Origin of the sequence: Tolypothrix sp. FACHB-123 (assembly GCF_014697075.1) — a bacterium.
Lineage (GTDB): Bacteria > Cyanobacteriota > Cyanobacteriia > Cyanobacteriales > Nostocaceae > Aulosira.
Map to the genome: position 1 here is coordinate 1 of NZ_JACJRE010000018.1, position 17,935 is coordinate 17,935.

A 17,935-nucleotide genomic window follows, 5' to 3' on the forward strand; every position below is an offset into this window, starting at 1 on the left:
AGTAGCGCGTCTAGTCTAATTTGTTGGGTTCAAAAAATGGAAATGCCATAATTGCGGAATAATATCATTAATCAACCAAACATTTTAAGGTTGCCGCGCTAGTAGGTTGGGTTGAGGAACGAAACCCAACATTTTCGCGACTTTGGTTTAGTAGTTTTGTTGATTTTGGTAACTAGTGATGTGACAGGTTACTCGGCTGTTACCGTTAAGCCATAAAAGTGATTTGTGGGGCCGCCATAACAAAAGATGTAATAATCTCCAGAAGATGGAACTTCATAGGTAAAGTTATTGCGTTTTGCATTCGCAGTCAGTACAGCCAATTGTTTACCATTTGTGTCAAAAACATAAACTCCTGCACGAGCACCTGTATTATCAACGTTAATTTCTAAGCTATTACCTTTTTTGAGATTGAGCGTATAAACTCTATCAGTTGCTCCTCGAATTACCACTCCTACAGTAAAAGGTGAAAATTGTAACCGCGTGGATGGCGTGTTACGTAAGAGATCTTTAACGTTTAAATGTTGCGCTTTTACAGGGGGTGCAAGCAACAAACTAGTTACGAATACAGTTAAGATGAGCTTTGAGCGCAAAGATAAAAACATACTCATCGTTATAAATAAAATCCGTATAATCTTACCGGACTGAACTGTTGATTACAAGGTTTTTTGGTTACTTGCTGAGTTTGCAGTCAGCCAGTTATATTTAATTGCGCCGACTGACTGAAAATCGAATTGCTAGATATTACAGGACTTACGCACAATTTACGGAAAATTGAACCGCAGAGGACGCACAGTCCACAGAGGAATAAGAGTTTCGGAGATTTCTGGCGTAAGTTCTATATTATTCATCCTCATCGCGAATAATTGTTAAACCTAAATCCTTATACGCCGCCAACATATCATTAGATACTGTGGGTGCAGTGACAAGATAAGTCAATGCATGAATTGACTCGACTACATAAGGTGCGGCTGTGTCTAACTTTTGCGCTGTGACTAATCCGACTACCTCAGCCGAACCCGCAATCATGGCGCGTTTCACATGGGCTTCATCTAAATTTGGCACACTAATTCCCACTTCTGGATGCAAACTGCACACTCCTAACATGCACAAATCTGCACGAATCATCCGCAATGACTCAATGGTGACTGTACCGACGTTAACTAAGGCTTTTTTGTAGAGCTTACCGCCTAACATCACAACTTCTATATAATGATGTTCCGCTAAAGCGATCGCAATTGGTGGGCTATTCGTCACCACAGTAGCTTGCAAATCTGGCGGTAAATGGCGCGTTACTTGCAGCGTTGTTGTCCCGCCATCTAATATTACCACCTGCCCCGGACAAACTAATTTAGCTGCGGCACGCGCGATCGCTTCTTTTTCTTTCGGTGCTTGTTTTTGGCGATCTGCATAACTGGCGGTTGCTGGAGAAGTCAGCAATGCACCACCATGTACCCTCTGTAAAAGTCCCGCTTCTGCAAGTTCACGCAAATCCCGCCGAATCGTATCTTCGGAAACCTTCAATACAGCACTCAGTTCCGTTGATAGCACCTTCTTATCACGATGGAGAAGTTCAAGAATGAATTGTCGGCGTTCAGCAGTCAACATAAAAATTTTCCTGAAGTTGCGTTTTTAATCTTGAAATTGCACGTTTGTGAGTTTATACTTATTGCATAAAGTCCAATACCAGCAAATCACAAGCATTAGACTCAATCTGATGTCCGCCTAATTGCCGATCAATAAAAATACCCCCGTGCCCATTGCTCTGAATCTCCACAGAGTAAGGGTTTCAATTGACATGTGTCAACCCATCGATCAGTGTTTAACCGGACTTGATATAACTCCTAACTGCTTCTTCCTATACCAGGAGGGAGACAATTCAGCCTATCTTCTGTCAAAAGAGAGATTGCTGCTAGGGTTATTCATTTCACAATAGCGGTAAAGTGCATGTTTTCGTACATTTAACCGTATCTTCACTTGCATACAAGCAGATTCGTGCAAACTTGATTTTTGACGGTTGACGGTTGACTGATGACAGTTGACTGTTCTCAATGCCCAATGCCAAATGCCCAATAATTAACAAAGGACAAATAACAAATGACTAAATTCCCTATCGATCTCGGTGCTTACAAATATTTAGCGCTCAATCCTGGGAATGCTACCCTAACAGCAGAACAGCGAGATACGCTCAAGGCAAATATTCAACTTTGCCGAGATGCGATCGTGTTTTTTACAGCCACAGGTGCGGCTAGAGGCGTAGGCGGGCACACTGGCGGCCCCTATGATACAGTTCCAGAAGTGATGATTCTTGATGCTTTCTTCCGGGGTGCGGCTGAACAATTTGTGCCGATTTTCTTTGATGAAGCCGGACATCGCGTGGCTACTCAGTATCTCATGTCAGCGCTACACGGGGATTTACCCGCAGAGCAGCTTCTACAATATCGTGCAGCCCATTCTCATTTACCGGGGCATCCAGAATTAGGATTTACGCCTGGTGTAAAATTTAGCTCTGGACGTTTGGGGCATGTGTGGCCTTACGTAAATGGTATCGCAATGGCGAACCCTGGAAAAGTGGTTTTCTGTCTCGGTTCCGATGGTTCCCAGCAAGAAGGTAACGATGCAGAAGCGGCGCGTTTGGCGATCGCGCAACATCTCAATGTTAAACTCATTATTGATGATAATGATGTCACTATCGCCGGACATCCTTCTAAATATTTACCTGGGTTCACCGTCGCCAAAACCTTAGAAGGACATGGTTTAAAGATACTTGAGGGCGATGGGGAAGATTTAGACGATTTGTACAGCCGCCTTTGCACAGCTGTAAATACACCAGGCGCGATCGCAGTTATTAACAAACGTCCCATGTGTCCCGGTATTGCAGGTTTAGAAGGCTCAACCCACGGACATGATGTGATTTCCGTCGATTTGGCGCTTAAATATCTCGAATCTCGCGGACAAACTGCGGCGGTGGAATACCTGAAAAATATCGAAAAACCCAAGCAAACCTATACATTTCTCGGTGCTAGCGACAAATGGGGCGCAAACCGCAACGTTTTTGGGGAAGCTGTGGTAAATGTCCTCAGTCGCATGAGTGAAGCCGAACGCAAGGAGAAAGTCAGAGTAATTGATAGCGACTTAGAAGGCTCCTGTGGATTGAAGAAAATCCACGATACCTATCCCGAAGTATTTATCCCCTCAGGCATCATGGAACGGGGTAATTTCTCGGCTGCGGCTGGGTTTGGGATGGTAAAAGGCAAACAAGGGATTTTCGCCACCTTCAGCGCCTTTTTAGAAATGTGCATTTCCGAAATTACAATGGCGCGGTTAAACCAATCTAACGTTCTCTGTCATTTTTCCCATGCAGGTATCGATGACATGGCGGATAATACCTGTCACTTCGGCTTAAATAATATGTTTGCCGATAATGGCTTGGATGATCGCTATGACACAAAACTCTACTTTCCCGCCGATGTCAATCAAATGACAGCTTGTGTAGAAGCTATATTTTCCGATCCGGGATTGCGGTTTATTTTCTCCACCCGTTCCAAAGTCCCGAATATATTGGATAGTAAGGGTAATGAATTGTTTGGCGATGGTTACAAATTTATCCCCGGTAAAGATGAAATCATCCGCGAAGGAAGCCAAGGTTATATAGTCAGCTTTGGCGATGCTTTATACCGTTCCTTGGATGCGGTAGAACGCTTAAAACAGGAAGGCTTAGATGTGGGTTTGATTAACAAACCGACTTTAAATGTCGTGGATGAAGAAGCGATCGCTAAAATTGGTAAAGCACCCTTTGTTTTAGTCGTCGAAGCCTTCAACCGTCGCACAGGCTTAGGTAGCCGTTTCGGTACCTGGTTATTAGAACGGGGGTTAACTCCCAAATATGCCCACCTGGGAACTTATAAAGAAGGTTGCGGTGGTTTGTGGGAACAGTACCCGCATCAAGGTATCGATCCAGTGGGCATTATCAAGAAAGTGAAAGAATTAGTTGGCTAGATAAAGTGCGATCGCTAAAATAGCATTGAAAAATCTAGCTATAAGCCTTGAAAACTATACCTGTTATTTTGGCTTTTCTGTCAATGCGTAAGTTCTATACCTATCGTTAGAGATGGTAGAGCAAGTGCTGACGTAAAATGTAGAATCCCCACCCTTAATCAAATCTAGGGTGGGGAATTTTAATACTTAGAACAAATTTTGACAGGATAGAGCAATGCGTCGCTTTACTGTGTTTACAGTTTTGTATCTAACCGTAGGAACTTGTTTAGCCGCAATCGCGCTTCAGCAACCTGACACCGCTTCACAGCTTAAAAACGTTCTGTTCTTCAATGTAGGGCTATTGTACCTTTTCGCAGTGCTTAGTACCTTTCAGTTTTGGCGGCAATACCTTCTCAATAGTCACAGTAGACTCCGTGAGCGAGCTGTATGGAGGCAAAAAATAGGCGCGATTGCTCCCTGGCTAATCATTGCCACAACGCTTTTTTCCTTCGTCTTTATCGTGCTGACTGAAAACTGGACAAATTATGCAATCGGACAAGCAGCAACGACGCTAACGATCATCTTGTTATGTGTTGAACAGCTTTTCATCAGACATCGAAACTCATTATAAGCGAAACTCAACGACTGACTTGAAATTAAATAATTCTCGCAACATATCAATATATTCTAGAGGGCATGGCAGTGCCAGTGCCCCTACAATCTGCCCCATTATTTTTGCAATTGGTATAAGATTTCACAGGTATGAAGCATTATTAGCTTTTCCCATGCCCAATGCCCCATGCCCAATGCCCAATCTCAATTCATCCGCCGCCAATTGCCAGAAGGAATAAAACTCGCCCAAAAATAAGGATGCTGATATTGCGGATTATTGAGTAACTCTAACTGCACCTCTCGCAACGCTTCATGTCTACCCTTGCCCGCTTGCAATTTCTCATAATATTTCACCATTAAATCTTTAGTGCCATCATCAGCTACTTGCCACAAACTTAACAGTTGAGTTTGCGAACCTGCAATTACCAAAGCACGACGCAAGCCGTAAACACCGCCACCAATTTTCACATCACCTAGTCCAGTTTCACAAGCAGATAAAACTACTAATTCTGTGCCGCGTAAATTTAAACCAGCAACTTCTAAAGCTGTGAAAACTCCATCATCTGTATCAGTTTTTTGTTGACGGTTGTTGAAACCAGCTAAAGCTAAACCAGAACGTAATAAGGGATTTTCTACATTTAAAGCTGGGGTTTTATCTAATTGCTGATTAAAATCATTGGTTGGTGGTTTAACTTCTTCATCTGGTAAAAAGAATCCATGAGTAGCTAAATGTAAAATCCTCGGTGCATTTAATTGTTTAATAGCGGCTTCTGTGGCTTGTTTTCCTAAGATGATATTTGTCTGGGGAAGAATCTTTTGGATTTGTTGCCCTTCGGCTAAAGTCGCTGCCAATGGATAAAATTTTAAATTAGCAAAGTCAATAGAACGTTTATTTTCAGAACCACGAGATTTAGCTGCAACTGTGGTATCTTGTTGTTCGTAGTCAATATCTGCAAAAACTACAGGATTTGCGGTGGCTTTAGCTGTGGTTTGCAAGCTGAGTAAGTCTCGCCCAGTGGTGAGGTAAGAGAAAGCGTAACGCTGGACGAGATATTGATTTTGCTCATCTTTGAGGGCTTCAAAGGGTATCAAGTTTAACTGCCCATCTGGTGAAAGCAACAGGTGACGCGCATCACCTAACAGGGGACGAATGGGAGCCATGATTTGCTCATCTAAAGCGCGGGCGGCTTTTTGGAGGCGAGATTCCGGGGTGTTGCCATCAGCTGGTTTGGGGACAATTCCACCCCGTTGTTTGGAATTAGTGTTATTTTCTTGAGTAAATGCTGGCGCATACACCAAAACCTGGCGGAAACTCGCAACAGATTTATCAATAGTTGCAGCATCACCCAAATCAACCCACTTCGGCTCACCCGCAGCACGCAATACCACTGCTGCATAACGCGGTTTACTCCATTGTTCGCCTTTTTTAGCTTTGGGATTGTATGGCTTATATTGCACAATTTCCACCAATGCAGCATCCTGGGGAATTTGGGCTTGGATAGCAGCTAATTCCACAGGTTGAATTGCTTGGCGGAACTCGGCACTTTTAGCACTTACCTGTTCTTCTAAGCGTTCTTGTTCGGCTTCTAGTTGTTTGATTTGCCCTTGATAAACTTCAAATTTTACTTCCCCCTGTCCGCGATATACTAGGGCGGCTAACTGTTGCTGTACTTTCAACCAATCATCAAACAGCTTTTTGGTTTCTGGGTTGTTTGCTAACTGGGTGCGTAATGTCTGCACTGTGTCAGTCATGGCATCTAGCACTCGTCCTTTACGCCTCAGTACAGTAGTTAAGGCGAGTTTGGCTAATGTGGGGTTTTTGGTAGATTGTTGTAGGGCGAGGGAAATAGTAGCGTTGGTACTTTTACTAAACTTTTGAGCGTAGTTTTGTTTTCTTTGTTCTGAACCCACAGCATAAATGAGTTGCAAATTTTGTTCTTGAATTGCGAGTCCACGGGTGAAAAAATCAGTGGTGCGATTGATATCACCCTGTGCCCAATAAAGTCCTGCTAAGTTGTTCAGGCTAACTGCCACATTGGGATGTTCTTTACCCAGTACTTTCTCGTAAATAGCCAGAGAGCGAAGGTAAAGGGGTTCGGCTTTGGCATAACTCCCCTGTGAGTCATAAAGTTGAGCTAAATTGTTCAGGCTACTAGCCACATTGGGATGTTCTTTACCCAGTACTTTCTCGTAAATAGCCAGAGAGCGGAGGAACAGGGGTTCAGCTTTGGCATAATTCCCCTGTGACTCGTAAAGTCCTGCTAAATTGTTCAGGCTAGTAGCCACATTGGGATGTTCTTTACCGAGTGCTTTCTCCAAAATTCCCAGGGAGCGGAGGAACAGGGGTTCGGCTTTGGCATAATTCCCCTGTGAGTCGTAAAGTGCAGCTAAATTGTTTAGGCTAGTTGCCACATCGGGGTGTTCTTTACCCAGTACTTTCTCCCGAATCGCCAGGGAGCGGAGATAAAGGGGTTCAGCTTTGGCATAACGCCCCTGTTCCCTGTAAAGTGCAGCTAAATTGTTCAGGCTTAGTGCCACATCGAGATGTTCTTTACCCAGTACTTTCTCCCGAATTGTTAAAGCTTTTTCTGCAAGAGGGATGGCTTCACTATATTTGCCTTGCTGATACAACTGCATCACTTGTTGACTCAGTCGCTCGGCTTCGGCTAATTCTGCGGACTGTTGGGCTGATAGTGGTGGTTGGGTTTGTCCGGCAACTTCCCTGGGTATACTCACCAGTAGTCCTAATGTCATTGCTGTAGCGATTGACCAAGTTAGCAATTTTATGGGGTTATGCTTGGGGGGTTGTGGCTGGGATAATTGAGGAGACAAGTTTTTCTGCTTCCTGGTGCGGGGGGTAAATACGGGGAAATTCGTAATTCGTAATTCGTAATTCGTAATTTTTAAGCGGGGAAGGTGGTTTTTGGCTGTTTTAGTTAGTATGGCAGGGTTTATCCGTAGTTTTGCGGGGATTATTTGAAGATTTAATAAAAGTTGTCTGAGCATAGGAATCGCCTGACGCTGTTGGTGCTGAGTTTTTTGGCGTTGCGATTACATATATCTCTGACGGTTGAGGGGTTATGCAGTTTGTCATCGATTATCTCGTTTCCAGCCTCCGGCGGGAAATGCGTATTTGTTGGCTACCGCCTCGCTTGCTCATAAATTGAGACGGAGCCTCATGCTCTGTGGAGCTAGATGGAAAGTTGACTAAATCTCTTTGCATACCCTGAATTTACTTCAGTAGACTCAAGTCCTGAATACGAAATAAATTAGGGAACTCCAAAAAATAAATTATTCCGTTCAAGTCGTTGACGGTTGACAATTCACTGTTAACAGTCAACTGTCAACAGTGAACAATAGTAATGGTAGTAATGGAATATTTTTTTACTTGGAAGTCCCTTACAAACTTATTTTTTTAATATCACCGTAAGCGCGATAAAATCCACCGCTAGCTGACTCGCGAATTTCTTGCACCAGATAACGCTGTCCTTCTTGACGAATATCTTTAGGAAACTGCACTTTCCAATTGGGGTTATATCCTGGCGAAACAACTCGCACCCGCAGTTTACTTCCCTCCCGATAGCATTCCACAATTACACCTTGGCTAGTATCTGTTGTTGTTTCCACCACAGATGAGGGTGCTGCACCTTCTGTAGTTGGTGCTTTAATAATCGCGGCTTGGGGAATTGTCCCTCCTTGTGCGGCTTGAATCGCTGCTTCACTCGTATCAATACAAGCTAAAGCACCATCGGTAGTGACAATATATATACGATTGTCAAAAAACTGCATCGATAAAGCAGAACCGCAATCAGTCGCCAGTTTCCACAAACGTTCCCCTGATTGGTTAAAGCAGTAAATCGAAGAACTGCTATCACCAGCAAATACATATTTCCCATCCTGCGCAGTAGCACAAGAGTAAACAGACGCATCACATTTATATACTGCGCCAGCTTCACCTTTTTTACTAAAGCTGTAAATTTTTTGGTCGCTTGCACCTGCATAAACGGTTGATGCTTCTTGCCAACCAAATAATACACCACCACCGGTTTTTTGATGCCAGAGCATTCGCCCTTCTTGAGTATCATACATAGTCACACCTTGACTATGACCGTGATAAACACCAACTTCGTCACAGCGTACCATCCAACCATATTGGCCTTGGCTTAAACGAGTCCACTGGGATTCATCATCATGATCGATGATAGTGACACCACCGTTAGCATCAGAAACGCCTAACAACCCGTTTTTGATATCTAGCCAGAAAATATCCACATTTTCGTCAATTTCGTAGGCGACTCGCGGTAATTTACCTGTGAGGTCGTAGACATTGCCATTATCGCAGCCAGCATAAATCCAGATATCATCAGCGACTAAACACTTTACACCATCGGGTAACTTGAATTGATTAATCACTTTACCTTGGTGATTAAGTGCAAAGACTTGACCTGCTTGATTACCTAGCCAACAGCGATCGCTATCTATAAAAATACCAAAAGCTGCGGAATTTGCATTAAATTTCCAAAGAATTGGCGCTTGTTTCGCTGTAGAGGCGGTACTGGTAACAGCGCGACGGGTAACGGAACGTTTTTGGCGCACACCCATCACAGCATGTTCGTAACCCTTGGCTAATTTCTCTTTGATTTTTTTGTTCGCGTCAGCTTTCGCTTTATCTGGGGTAGGATAAGTTTTCGTCTGCGTTTGTCCTTTGTCACCTATACGACCATAGCGAATACTAACTTGCGTATCTTTAACGATAACTTCATAAAATTTATGAGCGCCACCATCCGCCTCAGAAAGCTCTAAATAAGTCTTTTCTTCCGACATAGTACTTTCTCGCTTATATAAAATTTAAAATTTATATTTTAGACTTGTTATAAATATTACTTTAAAAAAAGCGGAATAATGCGATCGCTTATTCAGTCAACAGTCAACAGTCAACCGTCAACTGTCAACAATACTGTTCAACGTCGCCTCAGTTTACAAACAACCTGAAGCCTTATCAGAACATTCAAATAGATGTAAACCTAGCTGTTGGGAAAGTTCTTCACATACCTTAACCCCCCGCACGCTGTTACCCCTTCTATCTAATGGGGGTGAAAATACAGCAATTCCCATTTTCTGGGGAACAACAGCCATAATACCACCGCAGACTCCGCTTTTTGCCGGAATACCAACTTTATAAGCCCATTCTCCCGCAAAATTGTACATGCCGCAGGTATACATCACACTCAGAATATCTTTAATATAAGTTTTCTTAACTGCCTGTTCCTGGGTAATGGGGTTAATACCTTTATTCGCCAAAGTCGCCGCCATCACAGCTAAATCGCGACAATTTACCATCACCGCACATTGCTGGAAGTAAAGATCCAAAGATTCTTCTATATTTTGGTCAATCATGCCAAAATTCAGCATGAGATGAGCCATAGCGCGGTTACGATGTCCTGTGCTGCGTTCTGAGGTAAAGACAGAAATGTCAACGAATACATCATGACCAATATAGCGTTTAAACATATCTAACATGCGGTTGAGGCGTTCGGTGGCACCAGCACCTTTAATTAAACTAGTAGTAGCGATCGCCCCAGCATTTACCATTGGATTTAATGGTCGATTTGACTGTTCATCCAGGATAATGGCATTGAATGCATCTCCTGTTGGTTCCACCCCAACCCTGGTCAACACATAATCTCTTCCATGATCCTCAAGGGCCAGTCCGTATGCAAACACTTTAGAAATCGACTGAATTGTAAATAGGTGTTCCAAATCCCCAACTTCGTAAATCTGACCATCTACAGTCACAATACAGATGCTAAACAAGTCGGGATTTACCTTTGCTAATTCAGGAATGTAGTTTGCTACTGCACCTTCCTTTAGTGACTTGTACTGGGAATGCAAGTCCTTGAGAACTTCCAAAAAAGGTAATGGGACTGTTTCTAAATCTCCTTGAGTTGCCATGAAATCTACAGTTGGTTCTAAAAAATGATACTCAATCAACTATAGGGCTTATGTTACAGCCAAGAGTTACAGGGGCGGTTTTTGGGATATATTTAAGCGTTGACGGTTGACGGTTCGCTCAAACAACTGACAACTGTACGGGCGGGTTCACAGATATCTTCATCCATCAAAGACGATCTAAATAAACCCGCCCCTACTGACATTTATCTATAACTTTTGTGTTATTTTCGTTGATACATCTTCTTGCTTGGTAACAAATAACACATGCCACTTTTTTGGTTAATATCACTGAAGAGTACAAATACTTAATGTATTTTATATTACTCAAACTTAAAATATCAGAATTGTTACTATATTAATATTTGTAACAAAAATAACTATTAGAATATCTAATAATAGTCTGCTATTTTTATAAATAGAAAGCTGTAACTCTTGTTACAGAATGCTTAAAAGGCAATATAAAGATTTAATAAAAATATTAATATTAAGTAATTATTCCCAATAACTAAATTTTAAAGTTATTTTTTATTTAAAGTTTATCTAGTTGATTATTAGAATACAGAAAATCACCTACAGAGCCAATATTTGAGTAAAATTTGCAGTCTATAAATTCTATTTGAGACGCCAAAAATGTTAATTTTCCATAAAAAAAGTATGACTTATCAAAAAAAACGTTACACAGTTGAAATCCGCACTTGAGAAAGGTTTGAGGCTTGAAAAAGACACAAAAATTTGCTAAAGTTACCAAGACTTACGCTAAATCCCTGATCCCCAAGCTCAAAAGTTCGTGTTAGTCTGTTGCAGTTATGAACAAAAAAGTGAAAGCGGAACGAGTTCGAGTTGTAGGGTACTCACTTTCAGTGGTCAAAATCCCACGAACCGTAAAACTTCTGTTCTAGAGTCGCTTTAAAAATCGGACGCATGAATCAAAGACATTTGTGGACTATTGTCGCCCTGTTTCTGACTGTTGTCGGGATGCCCTCAGTCGGTCGCACGCAAACTACCAAAGAAACTACCCTTGCTTCCCCAAAATCGGCAGCAGGTGATGTTGTTAAGGTAGGAGAGTATCAATCCCTCGCAGGGAAACAGACCGCTGATGCTGCGATCGCCCAAATTCATTCTCACAGCATTGAAGGTCGCCAGGCGGCAACCCTTTTCATCCGAAATATTCCTGTTCTTACCTTTTTGAGTTCTTTACCTTCAGCTAGTGCTGATAGTAAAGTCGGCGTTATGGGAAATTCTGGGGGCGTGCAAATGTACGCCCCTATTGCTAGCAACGCCACCAAGGTAGCAAGCATTGGCAATGTTTCGGATGCAGGTAACCAAATAACTGCGGCGCAAGATGACCCGATCCAAAAAGCTGGCGTAATAGCAGCAAAAATTAACCAGATGTTTCGGGACAATGTAGACGCTAGCCAGATTAGTGTCAGTTGGAGAGGAAGCAGCGAGGCGAAAGTTGCCGAGCAAGCCCAAAATAAAGCTGCTGACTCCCAACAAAAAAGCGATCGCTATACCATCAAGGTCAACGGTCAAGAACTGGTGGAACTCAACGAAAATACTCGCCTAGCCGATTCCACCAACAACTCCGCCCAAGATGCATTGCAAGCAACCAACCGGATGCGTAGACTCATTGGCAATGCATCCCCCATCAGCGAGATTGCAAATTTACCCACTCGTTCTCCCGTATCAATAGCTAAGCTACCACAACAAATTGCCATTGGGCCAGTGCGAATTACCCTGCGTGGCATAGCTTCCTGGTATGGATATGATGGTTCTGGCAGCCGTACTGCCAGTGGTAAGAGATTTAATCCAGAAGGAATGACTGCCGCTCACCGTAGCTTACCCTTTGGTACCAGAGTTCGCGTAACCAACACCCGCAATGGTCGTTCTGTAGTGGTGTCTATTACCGACCGAGGCCCATACATCCGGGGTCGAATTATTGACGTTTCTGCTGGTGCGGCGCGAGTTTTAGGCATGATGGGCAGTGGTATTGCACCAGTGAAGATTGAGGTTTTGGGAAGATAAAAACCAGCTTCATGAGTGTCAAACAAAGACAGAAGGCAGGGGGTAGGAGGAATTTTGTTTTCCTATCCTGCCAAGATGAGGATACCAAAATCTTCTTCTCCAGAAACCCTACGAGAAGGATTTAGTGAACTGCTATTGTGATGAGTCTCAACCCCAAACATAGCTACCTTCTGCCTTTTGCTTTTTGCCCTCTGCCTGCTTCACCCCCTTTGCTTAGCCGCATTTCACTCCCTACACTCGAGTTTTTATTAGCTATCACGGAAATTCCCCTAGTTAAACATCTTTGCCCCCTATTTCAGATATAAACTAACGGGGGAGAGACAAGAAAAACTAGGGGTATTTTGTGCGCCTGCTGACAACAGTTGCAGCTTTAAGCTGCTATTTAACTCAACGCCGCGCGGAAAACAATTGTGCGGTTTTAGATGATGTAGTGCTAGATGAAATGACTAGTTGGGATCGGACTGCTGTTGGTTTAGTGCCGACAATGGGAGGATTACACGCTGGTCATTTAAGCTTGATTAAACGAGCTAGGCAAGAAAATTCTACCGTAATTGTCAGCATATTCGTTAATCCGCTGCAATTTTCCCCAAATGAGGATTTTAATCGCTATCCCCGGACTTTAGAGCTAGATATGCAACTGTGCGAACAAGCTGGGGTAGACGTAATTTTTGCGCCCACTCCGGAAAAAATGGGAGTTCCACAGAAGAGTATACAAGAAGCTAAGGTTACACAAGTAATCCCTCCATCTGCTATGATAACAGGCTTGTGTGGTGGGTTTCGGCAAGGGCACTTCCAAGGTGTGGCCACGATTGTGACCAAGCTTTTCAACTTGGTGCAGCCTGACCGAGCCTACTTTGGGCAAAAGGATGGTCAGCAACTAGCGATTATTAAACGCTTAGTAGCAGATCTGAATTTTCCTATAGAGATTGTTGCTTGTCCAACGGTGCGAGAAGCCTCTGGTTTGGCCTTAAGTTCTCGCAATCAATATTTGACTGCAACTCAAAAACAGCAAGCTGCGGTGTTATATCGCGGCTTACAAAAGGCTGAGGCTATGTTCAAGTCAGGGGTGCGCAACAGCAGTCAGCTGATTGGCGCAGTGCAGCAAGAAGTAGCAATGGTCAGTAATGTTTTAGTGGAATATATTGAATTGGTTGAGCCAACTACATTGATGTCTTTAGTAAAAGTTCAGGAGGAAGGAATGCTCGCGATCGCAGCTCGAATGGGTTCTACAAGGTTGATTGACAACATTTTGTTGTGCGATCGCCTGCCAATTATCGCCATAGATGGCCCTGCTGGTGCAGGCAAATCTACAGTGGCTCGGCAAGTCGCTAATAAATTAGGGTTAGTGTATTTAGATACTGGTTCAATGTATCGTGCTGTTACATGGCTCGTACTGCAAAAAGATATTCCCTTAGATGATGAATGCGCGATCGCGGAATTAGCTAGTTCTTGCGAAATTCAACTGACTCCCAGCCAAAATTTACAATCCCCCGTGCAGGTTTGGATTAATGGTAGCGATGTCACTCAAGAAATTCGCACCATTGAAGTCACATCTAAAGTATCGGCGATCGCAGCTCAAGGTGCTGTGCGTAAAGCTTTAGTCAAACAACAGCAAAGCTGGGGTAAAAGAGGTGGTTTAGTCGCTGAAGGTAGAGACATTGGTACTCATGTCTTCCCCGACGCAGAAGTGAAAATCTTTTTAACCGCTTCTGTCAGCGAACGCGCCCGTCGCAGACAGCAAGATTTTAAAAAACAAAATCAGCCAGAAGTCAGTCTAGAGCAGTTGGAGCGAGATATTGCTGAACGTGACTGGAAAGATAGCACGCGCAAAGTTTCACCCTTACAAAAAGCCGCAGATGCGATGGAAATTCAAACCGATGGCCTCAGCATTTCTGAAGTCACAGATAAAATCGTTAGCTATTGTCAACAACAGTTCTCTCAAACCTCATCCCTGTAATTTTCTGTTAATTGCTGATGTGGATGTACAGAGGTGAGTGATTTAGCACCCACTCACCACTCTGAAAATTTGCACATCCAAAATTTGAGTGCGATCGCTTTAGCGTTAGTTTTTTTATCAAGCTTTTTATCTTTAAAAATTTTTAATTTTATAATTAATACATCTAACTAAAGACTGATTTTGTAAATATTGAATATTTCCTACTTGAGTTAGAAGTTTTTCAACTCCAGAAATTAGCTAAATGTAGTAGCAGTGTCCACCAAAACTAAGATATGGTGGGCATTGCCTATTATCGCTCAGGAGACTTTTGCCAAAATCACATCTGATTTATATAGATAAATTATTATCATTTCAGTCAATGAATTTGCATACAAAAAAATACCCAAATTTTCCGGCACACCCAGCAAATAGCTGTTTTGGTCAAAGTTTGTGGCTGCTACCTACTTATGGAATCTGGGTTTTTTTCTCTCCACCCAGCAAAATCGTCCATTAATCCCTGACTCATAAAAGGTGGGACAATTGTGCGAAAATCAACCGAGATGGTTTTTTGTCTTGACAAACTTTTTGCGAGCAATTTGGGAATTCCCCTCAGCCCTACTGGGGATTTTACTAATTTGAGAAACCCTGTGTTTTAATTTTCACTTTGGTAGTAGAATGACGATGTTAAGTTTTATGTTCCAGTATGAAGAGCATAAAACTTATCAAAACAAAACCTGCAATTTCCTAAGCTTCTAAATAGCTGTAAACTGGAAACCGGTACAGAGAGGATTTTACACAATGGCATTTCAACAGCCCCCCCTACCCTACGACTTTAATGCCCTAGAGCCGTATGGTATGAAACCTGAGACTTTCGAGTATCACTATGGCAAACACCACAAAGCTTATGTAGATAACCTCAATAAGCTTACCGACGGTACAGAACTTGCGGATAAATCATTAGAAGAGGTAATCAAAACCACTTTTAGAGATGCTTCTAAAGTAGGAGTTTTTAACAACGCAGCGCAAGTTTGGAACCACACCTTCTTTTGGAACTCACTCAAACCAGCAGGTGGCGGTCAACCTTCCGGCGCACTAGCCGATAAAATCGATAAAGATTTTGGTAGCTTCGAGAAATTTGCAGAAGAGTTCTCCAACGCTGCTACAACTCAATTTGGTAGTGGATGGGCTTGGTTGATCGATGATGGTGGTACTTTGAAAGTAATCAAAACACCAAATGCAGAGAACCCCCTAGCTTATGGACAAAAAGCACTTCTCACCTTAGATGTTTGGGAACACGCCTACTACATCGACTACAGAAATGCTCGTCCTGCATTCATCAAAAACTTCCTTGAGCAATTAGTCAACTGGGACTTTGCTGCGGAAAATTTAGCTAAAGCCTAAGTTTAGAGCCAAGCTTAAATTATTCCGTTAGTGCAAGTATCACTAAGATTACTTCATATTTTCAGGTAAATAACCAAGGAGTAGGGGTTTAAGCATTGCTAAACCCCTACCTTAATTCAAATTATACTGGTTATCGTTGACACGCTTACTATGGAGAAAATTGGCAGTCCAAGTCTCCAATATTAACCAGGACGCTGCTCAGTTAAAACCTGATAAGCATAATTAAAATCATCCGTAGTAATCCGGATATCAGCAGGCGAGGTGTGTCCTTGGGAACGGAATCGGCGAATAGACTCAACCGCCGCTTGATTACACAGCAATGTCAAGTCTGCACCGTTCCAACCTTGAGTCATTTCTGCCCAATATTCCAAATCCACATCTTGTAGCGGTCGTCCTTGGCTATGAACTTGTAAGATTGACAGACGACTGGCTAGATCTGGTAAATCGACTTTCATCTGTAAATCTAAACGCCCAGCGCGTAATAAAGCTGGATCTAGAGCATCAGGTCGATTTGTGGCCCCAATCACTAAGATAGTGGTTCCTACTTGTAACCCATCTAATTCTGTAAGTAATTGACCAACTACGCGATCGCTCACTCCCGAATCCCCATTGTAACTACCTCTAGCTGGAGCCAGGGTATCAATTTCATCAATAAACACTACACAGGGGTCGGCTTGTCTGGCTTTAGCAAACAATTCTCGCACAGCTTGTTCACTAGCTCCCACCCAACGGCTGAGTAATTCTGGCCCGTTGACACCAATAAAATTGGCTCTGGCTTGGGAAGCTACAGCTTTGGCTAACAAAGTTTTTCCAGTTCCCGGAGGCCCCCACAATAAAATCCCTTTCGGCGCTAAAGCTTTGGTTTGCAAATACAATTCGGGATACAGTAACGCCCCTTCTACCGATTCACGCAGAGTTTGCTTAATGGTCTCCAAACCACCAATATCTTCCCAAGCCACATGGGGAACTTCAACTTCCACACTCCGCAATACCGCGGGTTTAATTTCTTTTAAGGCTTGTAAAAAGTCAGACTGGTTAACCGTCATATTCTCTGGAATTTGCTCGTCAATCGAAGGTACGTGACGGCGCAACGCAGTATAAGCAGCTTTCTGACAAACAGCTTTCAAATCAGCCCCCACAAATCCCACAGCTCGTTCAGCGATGAAATCCAGGTCAACCGTATTATCCAAAGGCATAGCGCGGCTAAGAATTTGCAGAATTTCCTTGCGACCGTTGCAGTCAGGGATACGAAACTGAACTTCCCGGTCAAATCTACCAGGACGGCGCAAAGCAGGGTCAAGGTGGTCAGGGCGATTTGTCGCCGCTAACAAAATTACACCTTGGCTTTGAGAAAAACCATCCATCAAGCTTAATAGCTGCGCCACTAGGCGTTTTTCTACTTCCCCTTCTACCGCACTCCGGTCTGGAGCCAAACTATCAATTTCATCAATAAATACAATACAGGGAGCATTTTTAGCAGCTTTTTCAAAAATAGCTCGCAGTCTTTGCTCAGCTTCACCGTAATATTTACTGATCACTTCTGGCCCCACAAGGGCGATATAGTTCACACCCAGTTCTTCCGCTAAAGCGCGGGCGGTAAGGGTTTTACCAGTCCCCGGAGGCCCCACCAACAACACACCCCTTGTGGGTTCTAGACCCAGTTTTGCCAATAGGTCGGGACGTTTTAAGGGGATAGCAATCAGTTCCTTCAGTTCTTTGAGAACTTCACCCAATCCCCCCACATCTTTGAGACTATGATCGGACGGTGCATTAGGTGGCACAATCGGGTCAGATCCTGGTTCATTCCCACCTCCACCCCCAGAATTAGCCGGAGGTTGAGTGCGGAAGCGGCTAGTACCCACATCATTAGCCATATTATTTGGACGCGGCATATTCCCATACCGAGGAATACTGCTCATCGGACGAGAATTTATTTGCACATCTGTCTTAATCTCGCCTTTTTCTACCTTTTCTTCCAGAGTTTTGACTAACTCTAATAACTGCTCAAAACCCTTAAACAACTCACTCATAAAA

At 43.2% G+C, this 17,935-nt stretch carries 11 protein-coding genes; 5 read left to right on the forward strand and 6 right to left on the reverse strand.

Annotated features, from left to right (window positions below):
• Nucleotides 1-188 precede the first annotated feature (188 nt).
• Nucleotides 189-602: a PPC domain-containing protein gene (locus H6G41_RS13930; RefSeq protein ID WP_190746782.1), complete on the reverse strand. Its 414-nt coding sequence runs from the start codon at nucleotides 600-602 to the stop codon at nucleotides 189-191.
• A gap of 238 nt (nucleotides 603-840) precedes the next feature.
• The gene (locus H6G41_RS13935) at nucleotides 841-1,605 is read right to left on the reverse strand and encodes a DeoR/GlpR family DNA-binding transcription regulator (RefSeq protein ID WP_190746783.1); all 765 of its coding nucleotides are present in this window, start codon (nucleotides 1,603-1,605) and stop codon (nucleotides 841-843) included.
• Between the two features lie 489 nt (nucleotides 1,606-2,094).
• On the opposite strand from H6G41_RS13935, the gene H6G41_RS13940 reads away from it, so the two are divergent.
• Nucleotides 2,095-3,996 carry a transketolase C-terminal domain-containing protein gene (locus H6G41_RS13940; RefSeq protein ID WP_190746784.1) on the forward strand — a complete coding sequence of 634 codons (1,902 nt, stop codon included), beginning with the start codon at nucleotides 2,095-2,097 and terminating at the stop codon, nucleotides 3,994-3,996.
• A 214-nt stretch (nucleotides 3,997-4,210) separates the two neighbouring features.
• The gene (locus H6G41_RS13945) at nucleotides 4,211-4,606 is read left to right on the forward strand and encodes a hypothetical protein (protein WP_190746785.1); all 396 of its coding nucleotides are present in this window, start codon (nucleotides 4,211-4,213) and stop codon (nucleotides 4,604-4,606) included.
• Between the two features lie 185 nt (nucleotides 4,607-4,791).
• Here H6G41_RS13945 and H6G41_RS13950 read toward each other — a convergent pair whose 3' ends face one another.
• The 3 genes from H6G41_RS13950 to glsA form a co-directional block, all read right to left on the reverse strand.
• On the reverse strand, nucleotides 4,792-7,419 hold the full coding sequence (locus H6G41_RS13950) for a CHAT domain-containing protein (protein WP_242037926.1): 2,628 nt from the start codon (nucleotides 7,417-7,419) through the stop codon (nucleotides 4,792-4,794).
• Nucleotides 7,420-7,986: 567 nt separating this feature from the next.
• The gene (locus H6G41_RS13955) at nucleotides 7,987-9,411 is read right to left on the reverse strand and encodes a WGR domain-containing protein (RefSeq protein ID WP_190746786.1); all 1,425 of its coding nucleotides are present in this window, start codon (nucleotides 9,409-9,411) and stop codon (nucleotides 7,987-7,989) included.
• Between the two features lie 153 nt (nucleotides 9,412-9,564).
• Complete coding sequence (glsA, locus tag H6G41_RS13960) at nucleotides 9,565-10,539, reverse strand: glutaminase A (RefSeq protein WP_190746787.1); 975 nt, start codon at nucleotides 10,537-10,539, stop codon at nucleotides 9,565-9,567.
• Between the two features lie 921 nt (nucleotides 10,540-11,460).
• On the opposite strand from glsA, the gene H6G41_RS13965 reads away from it, so the two are divergent.
• The 3 genes from H6G41_RS13965 (at nucleotide 11,461) to H6G41_RS13975 (ending at nucleotide 15,901) form a co-directional block, all read left to right on the forward strand.
• The gene (locus H6G41_RS13965; protein ID WP_190746788.1) at nucleotides 11,461-12,564 is read left to right on the forward strand and encodes a septal ring lytic transglycosylase RlpA family protein; all 1,104 of its coding nucleotides are present in this window, start codon (nucleotides 11,461-11,463) and stop codon (nucleotides 12,562-12,564) included.
• Between the two features lie 343 nt (nucleotides 12,565-12,907).
• A complete protein-coding gene (locus tag H6G41_RS13970; RefSeq protein WP_190746789.1) occupies nucleotides 12,908-14,521 on the forward strand; it encodes a bifunctional pantoate--beta-alanine ligase/(d)CMP kinase in 1,614 nt (537 codons plus the stop codon).
• Nucleotides 14,522-15,298: 777 nt separating this feature from the next.
• The gene (locus H6G41_RS13975; RefSeq protein WP_190746790.1) at nucleotides 15,299-15,901 is read left to right on the forward strand and encodes a superoxide dismutase; all 603 of its coding nucleotides are present in this window, start codon (nucleotides 15,299-15,301) and stop codon (nucleotides 15,899-15,901) included.
• Nucleotides 15,902-16,083: 182 nt separating this feature from the next.
• Here H6G41_RS13975 and H6G41_RS13980 read toward each other — a convergent pair whose 3' ends face one another.
• On the reverse strand, nucleotides 16,084-17,931 hold the full coding sequence (locus H6G41_RS13980; RefSeq protein WP_190746791.1) for an AAA family ATPase: 1,848 nt from the start codon (nucleotides 17,929-17,931) through the stop codon (nucleotides 16,084-16,086).
• Nucleotides 17,932-17,935 lie beyond the last annotated feature (4 nt).

Excerpts from the sequence above, each read along its gene's own strand:
- H6G41_RS13940 (WP_190746784.1), top strand. The coding sequence starts at position 2,095 with ATGACTAAATTCCCTATCGATCTCGGTGCTTACAAATATTTAGCGCTC.
- H6G41_RS13975 (WP_190746790.1), top strand. The coding sequence starts at position 15,299 with ATGGCATTTCAACAGCCCCCCCTACCCTACGACTTTAATGCCCTAGAG.
- H6G41_RS13935 (WP_190746783.1), bottom strand. The coding sequence starts at position 1,605 with ATGTTGACTGCTGAACGCCGACAATTCATTCTTGAACTTCTCCATCGT.
- H6G41_RS13965 (WP_190746788.1), top strand. The coding sequence starts at position 11,461 with ATGAATCAAAGACATTTGTGGACTATTGTCGCCCTGTTTCTGACTGTT.
- H6G41_RS13955 (WP_190746786.1), bottom strand. The coding sequence starts at position 9,411 with ATGTCGGAAGAAAAGACTTATTTAGAGCTTTCTGAGGCGGATGGTGGC.
- H6G41_RS13930 (WP_190746782.1), bottom strand. The coding sequence starts at position 602 with ATGTTTTTATCTTTGCGCTCAAAGCTCATCTTAACTGTATTCGTAACT.
- H6G41_RS13945 (WP_190746785.1), top strand. The coding sequence starts at position 4,211 with ATGCGTCGCTTTACTGTGTTTACAGTTTTGTATCTAACCGTAGGAACT.
- glsA (WP_190746787.1), bottom strand. The coding sequence starts at position 10,539 with ATGGCAACTCAAGGAGATTTAGAAACAGTCCCATTACCTTTTTTGGAA.
- H6G41_RS13980 (WP_190746791.1), bottom strand. The coding sequence starts at position 17,931 with ATGAGTGAGTTGTTTAAGGGTTTTGAGCAGTTATTAGAGTTAGTCAAA.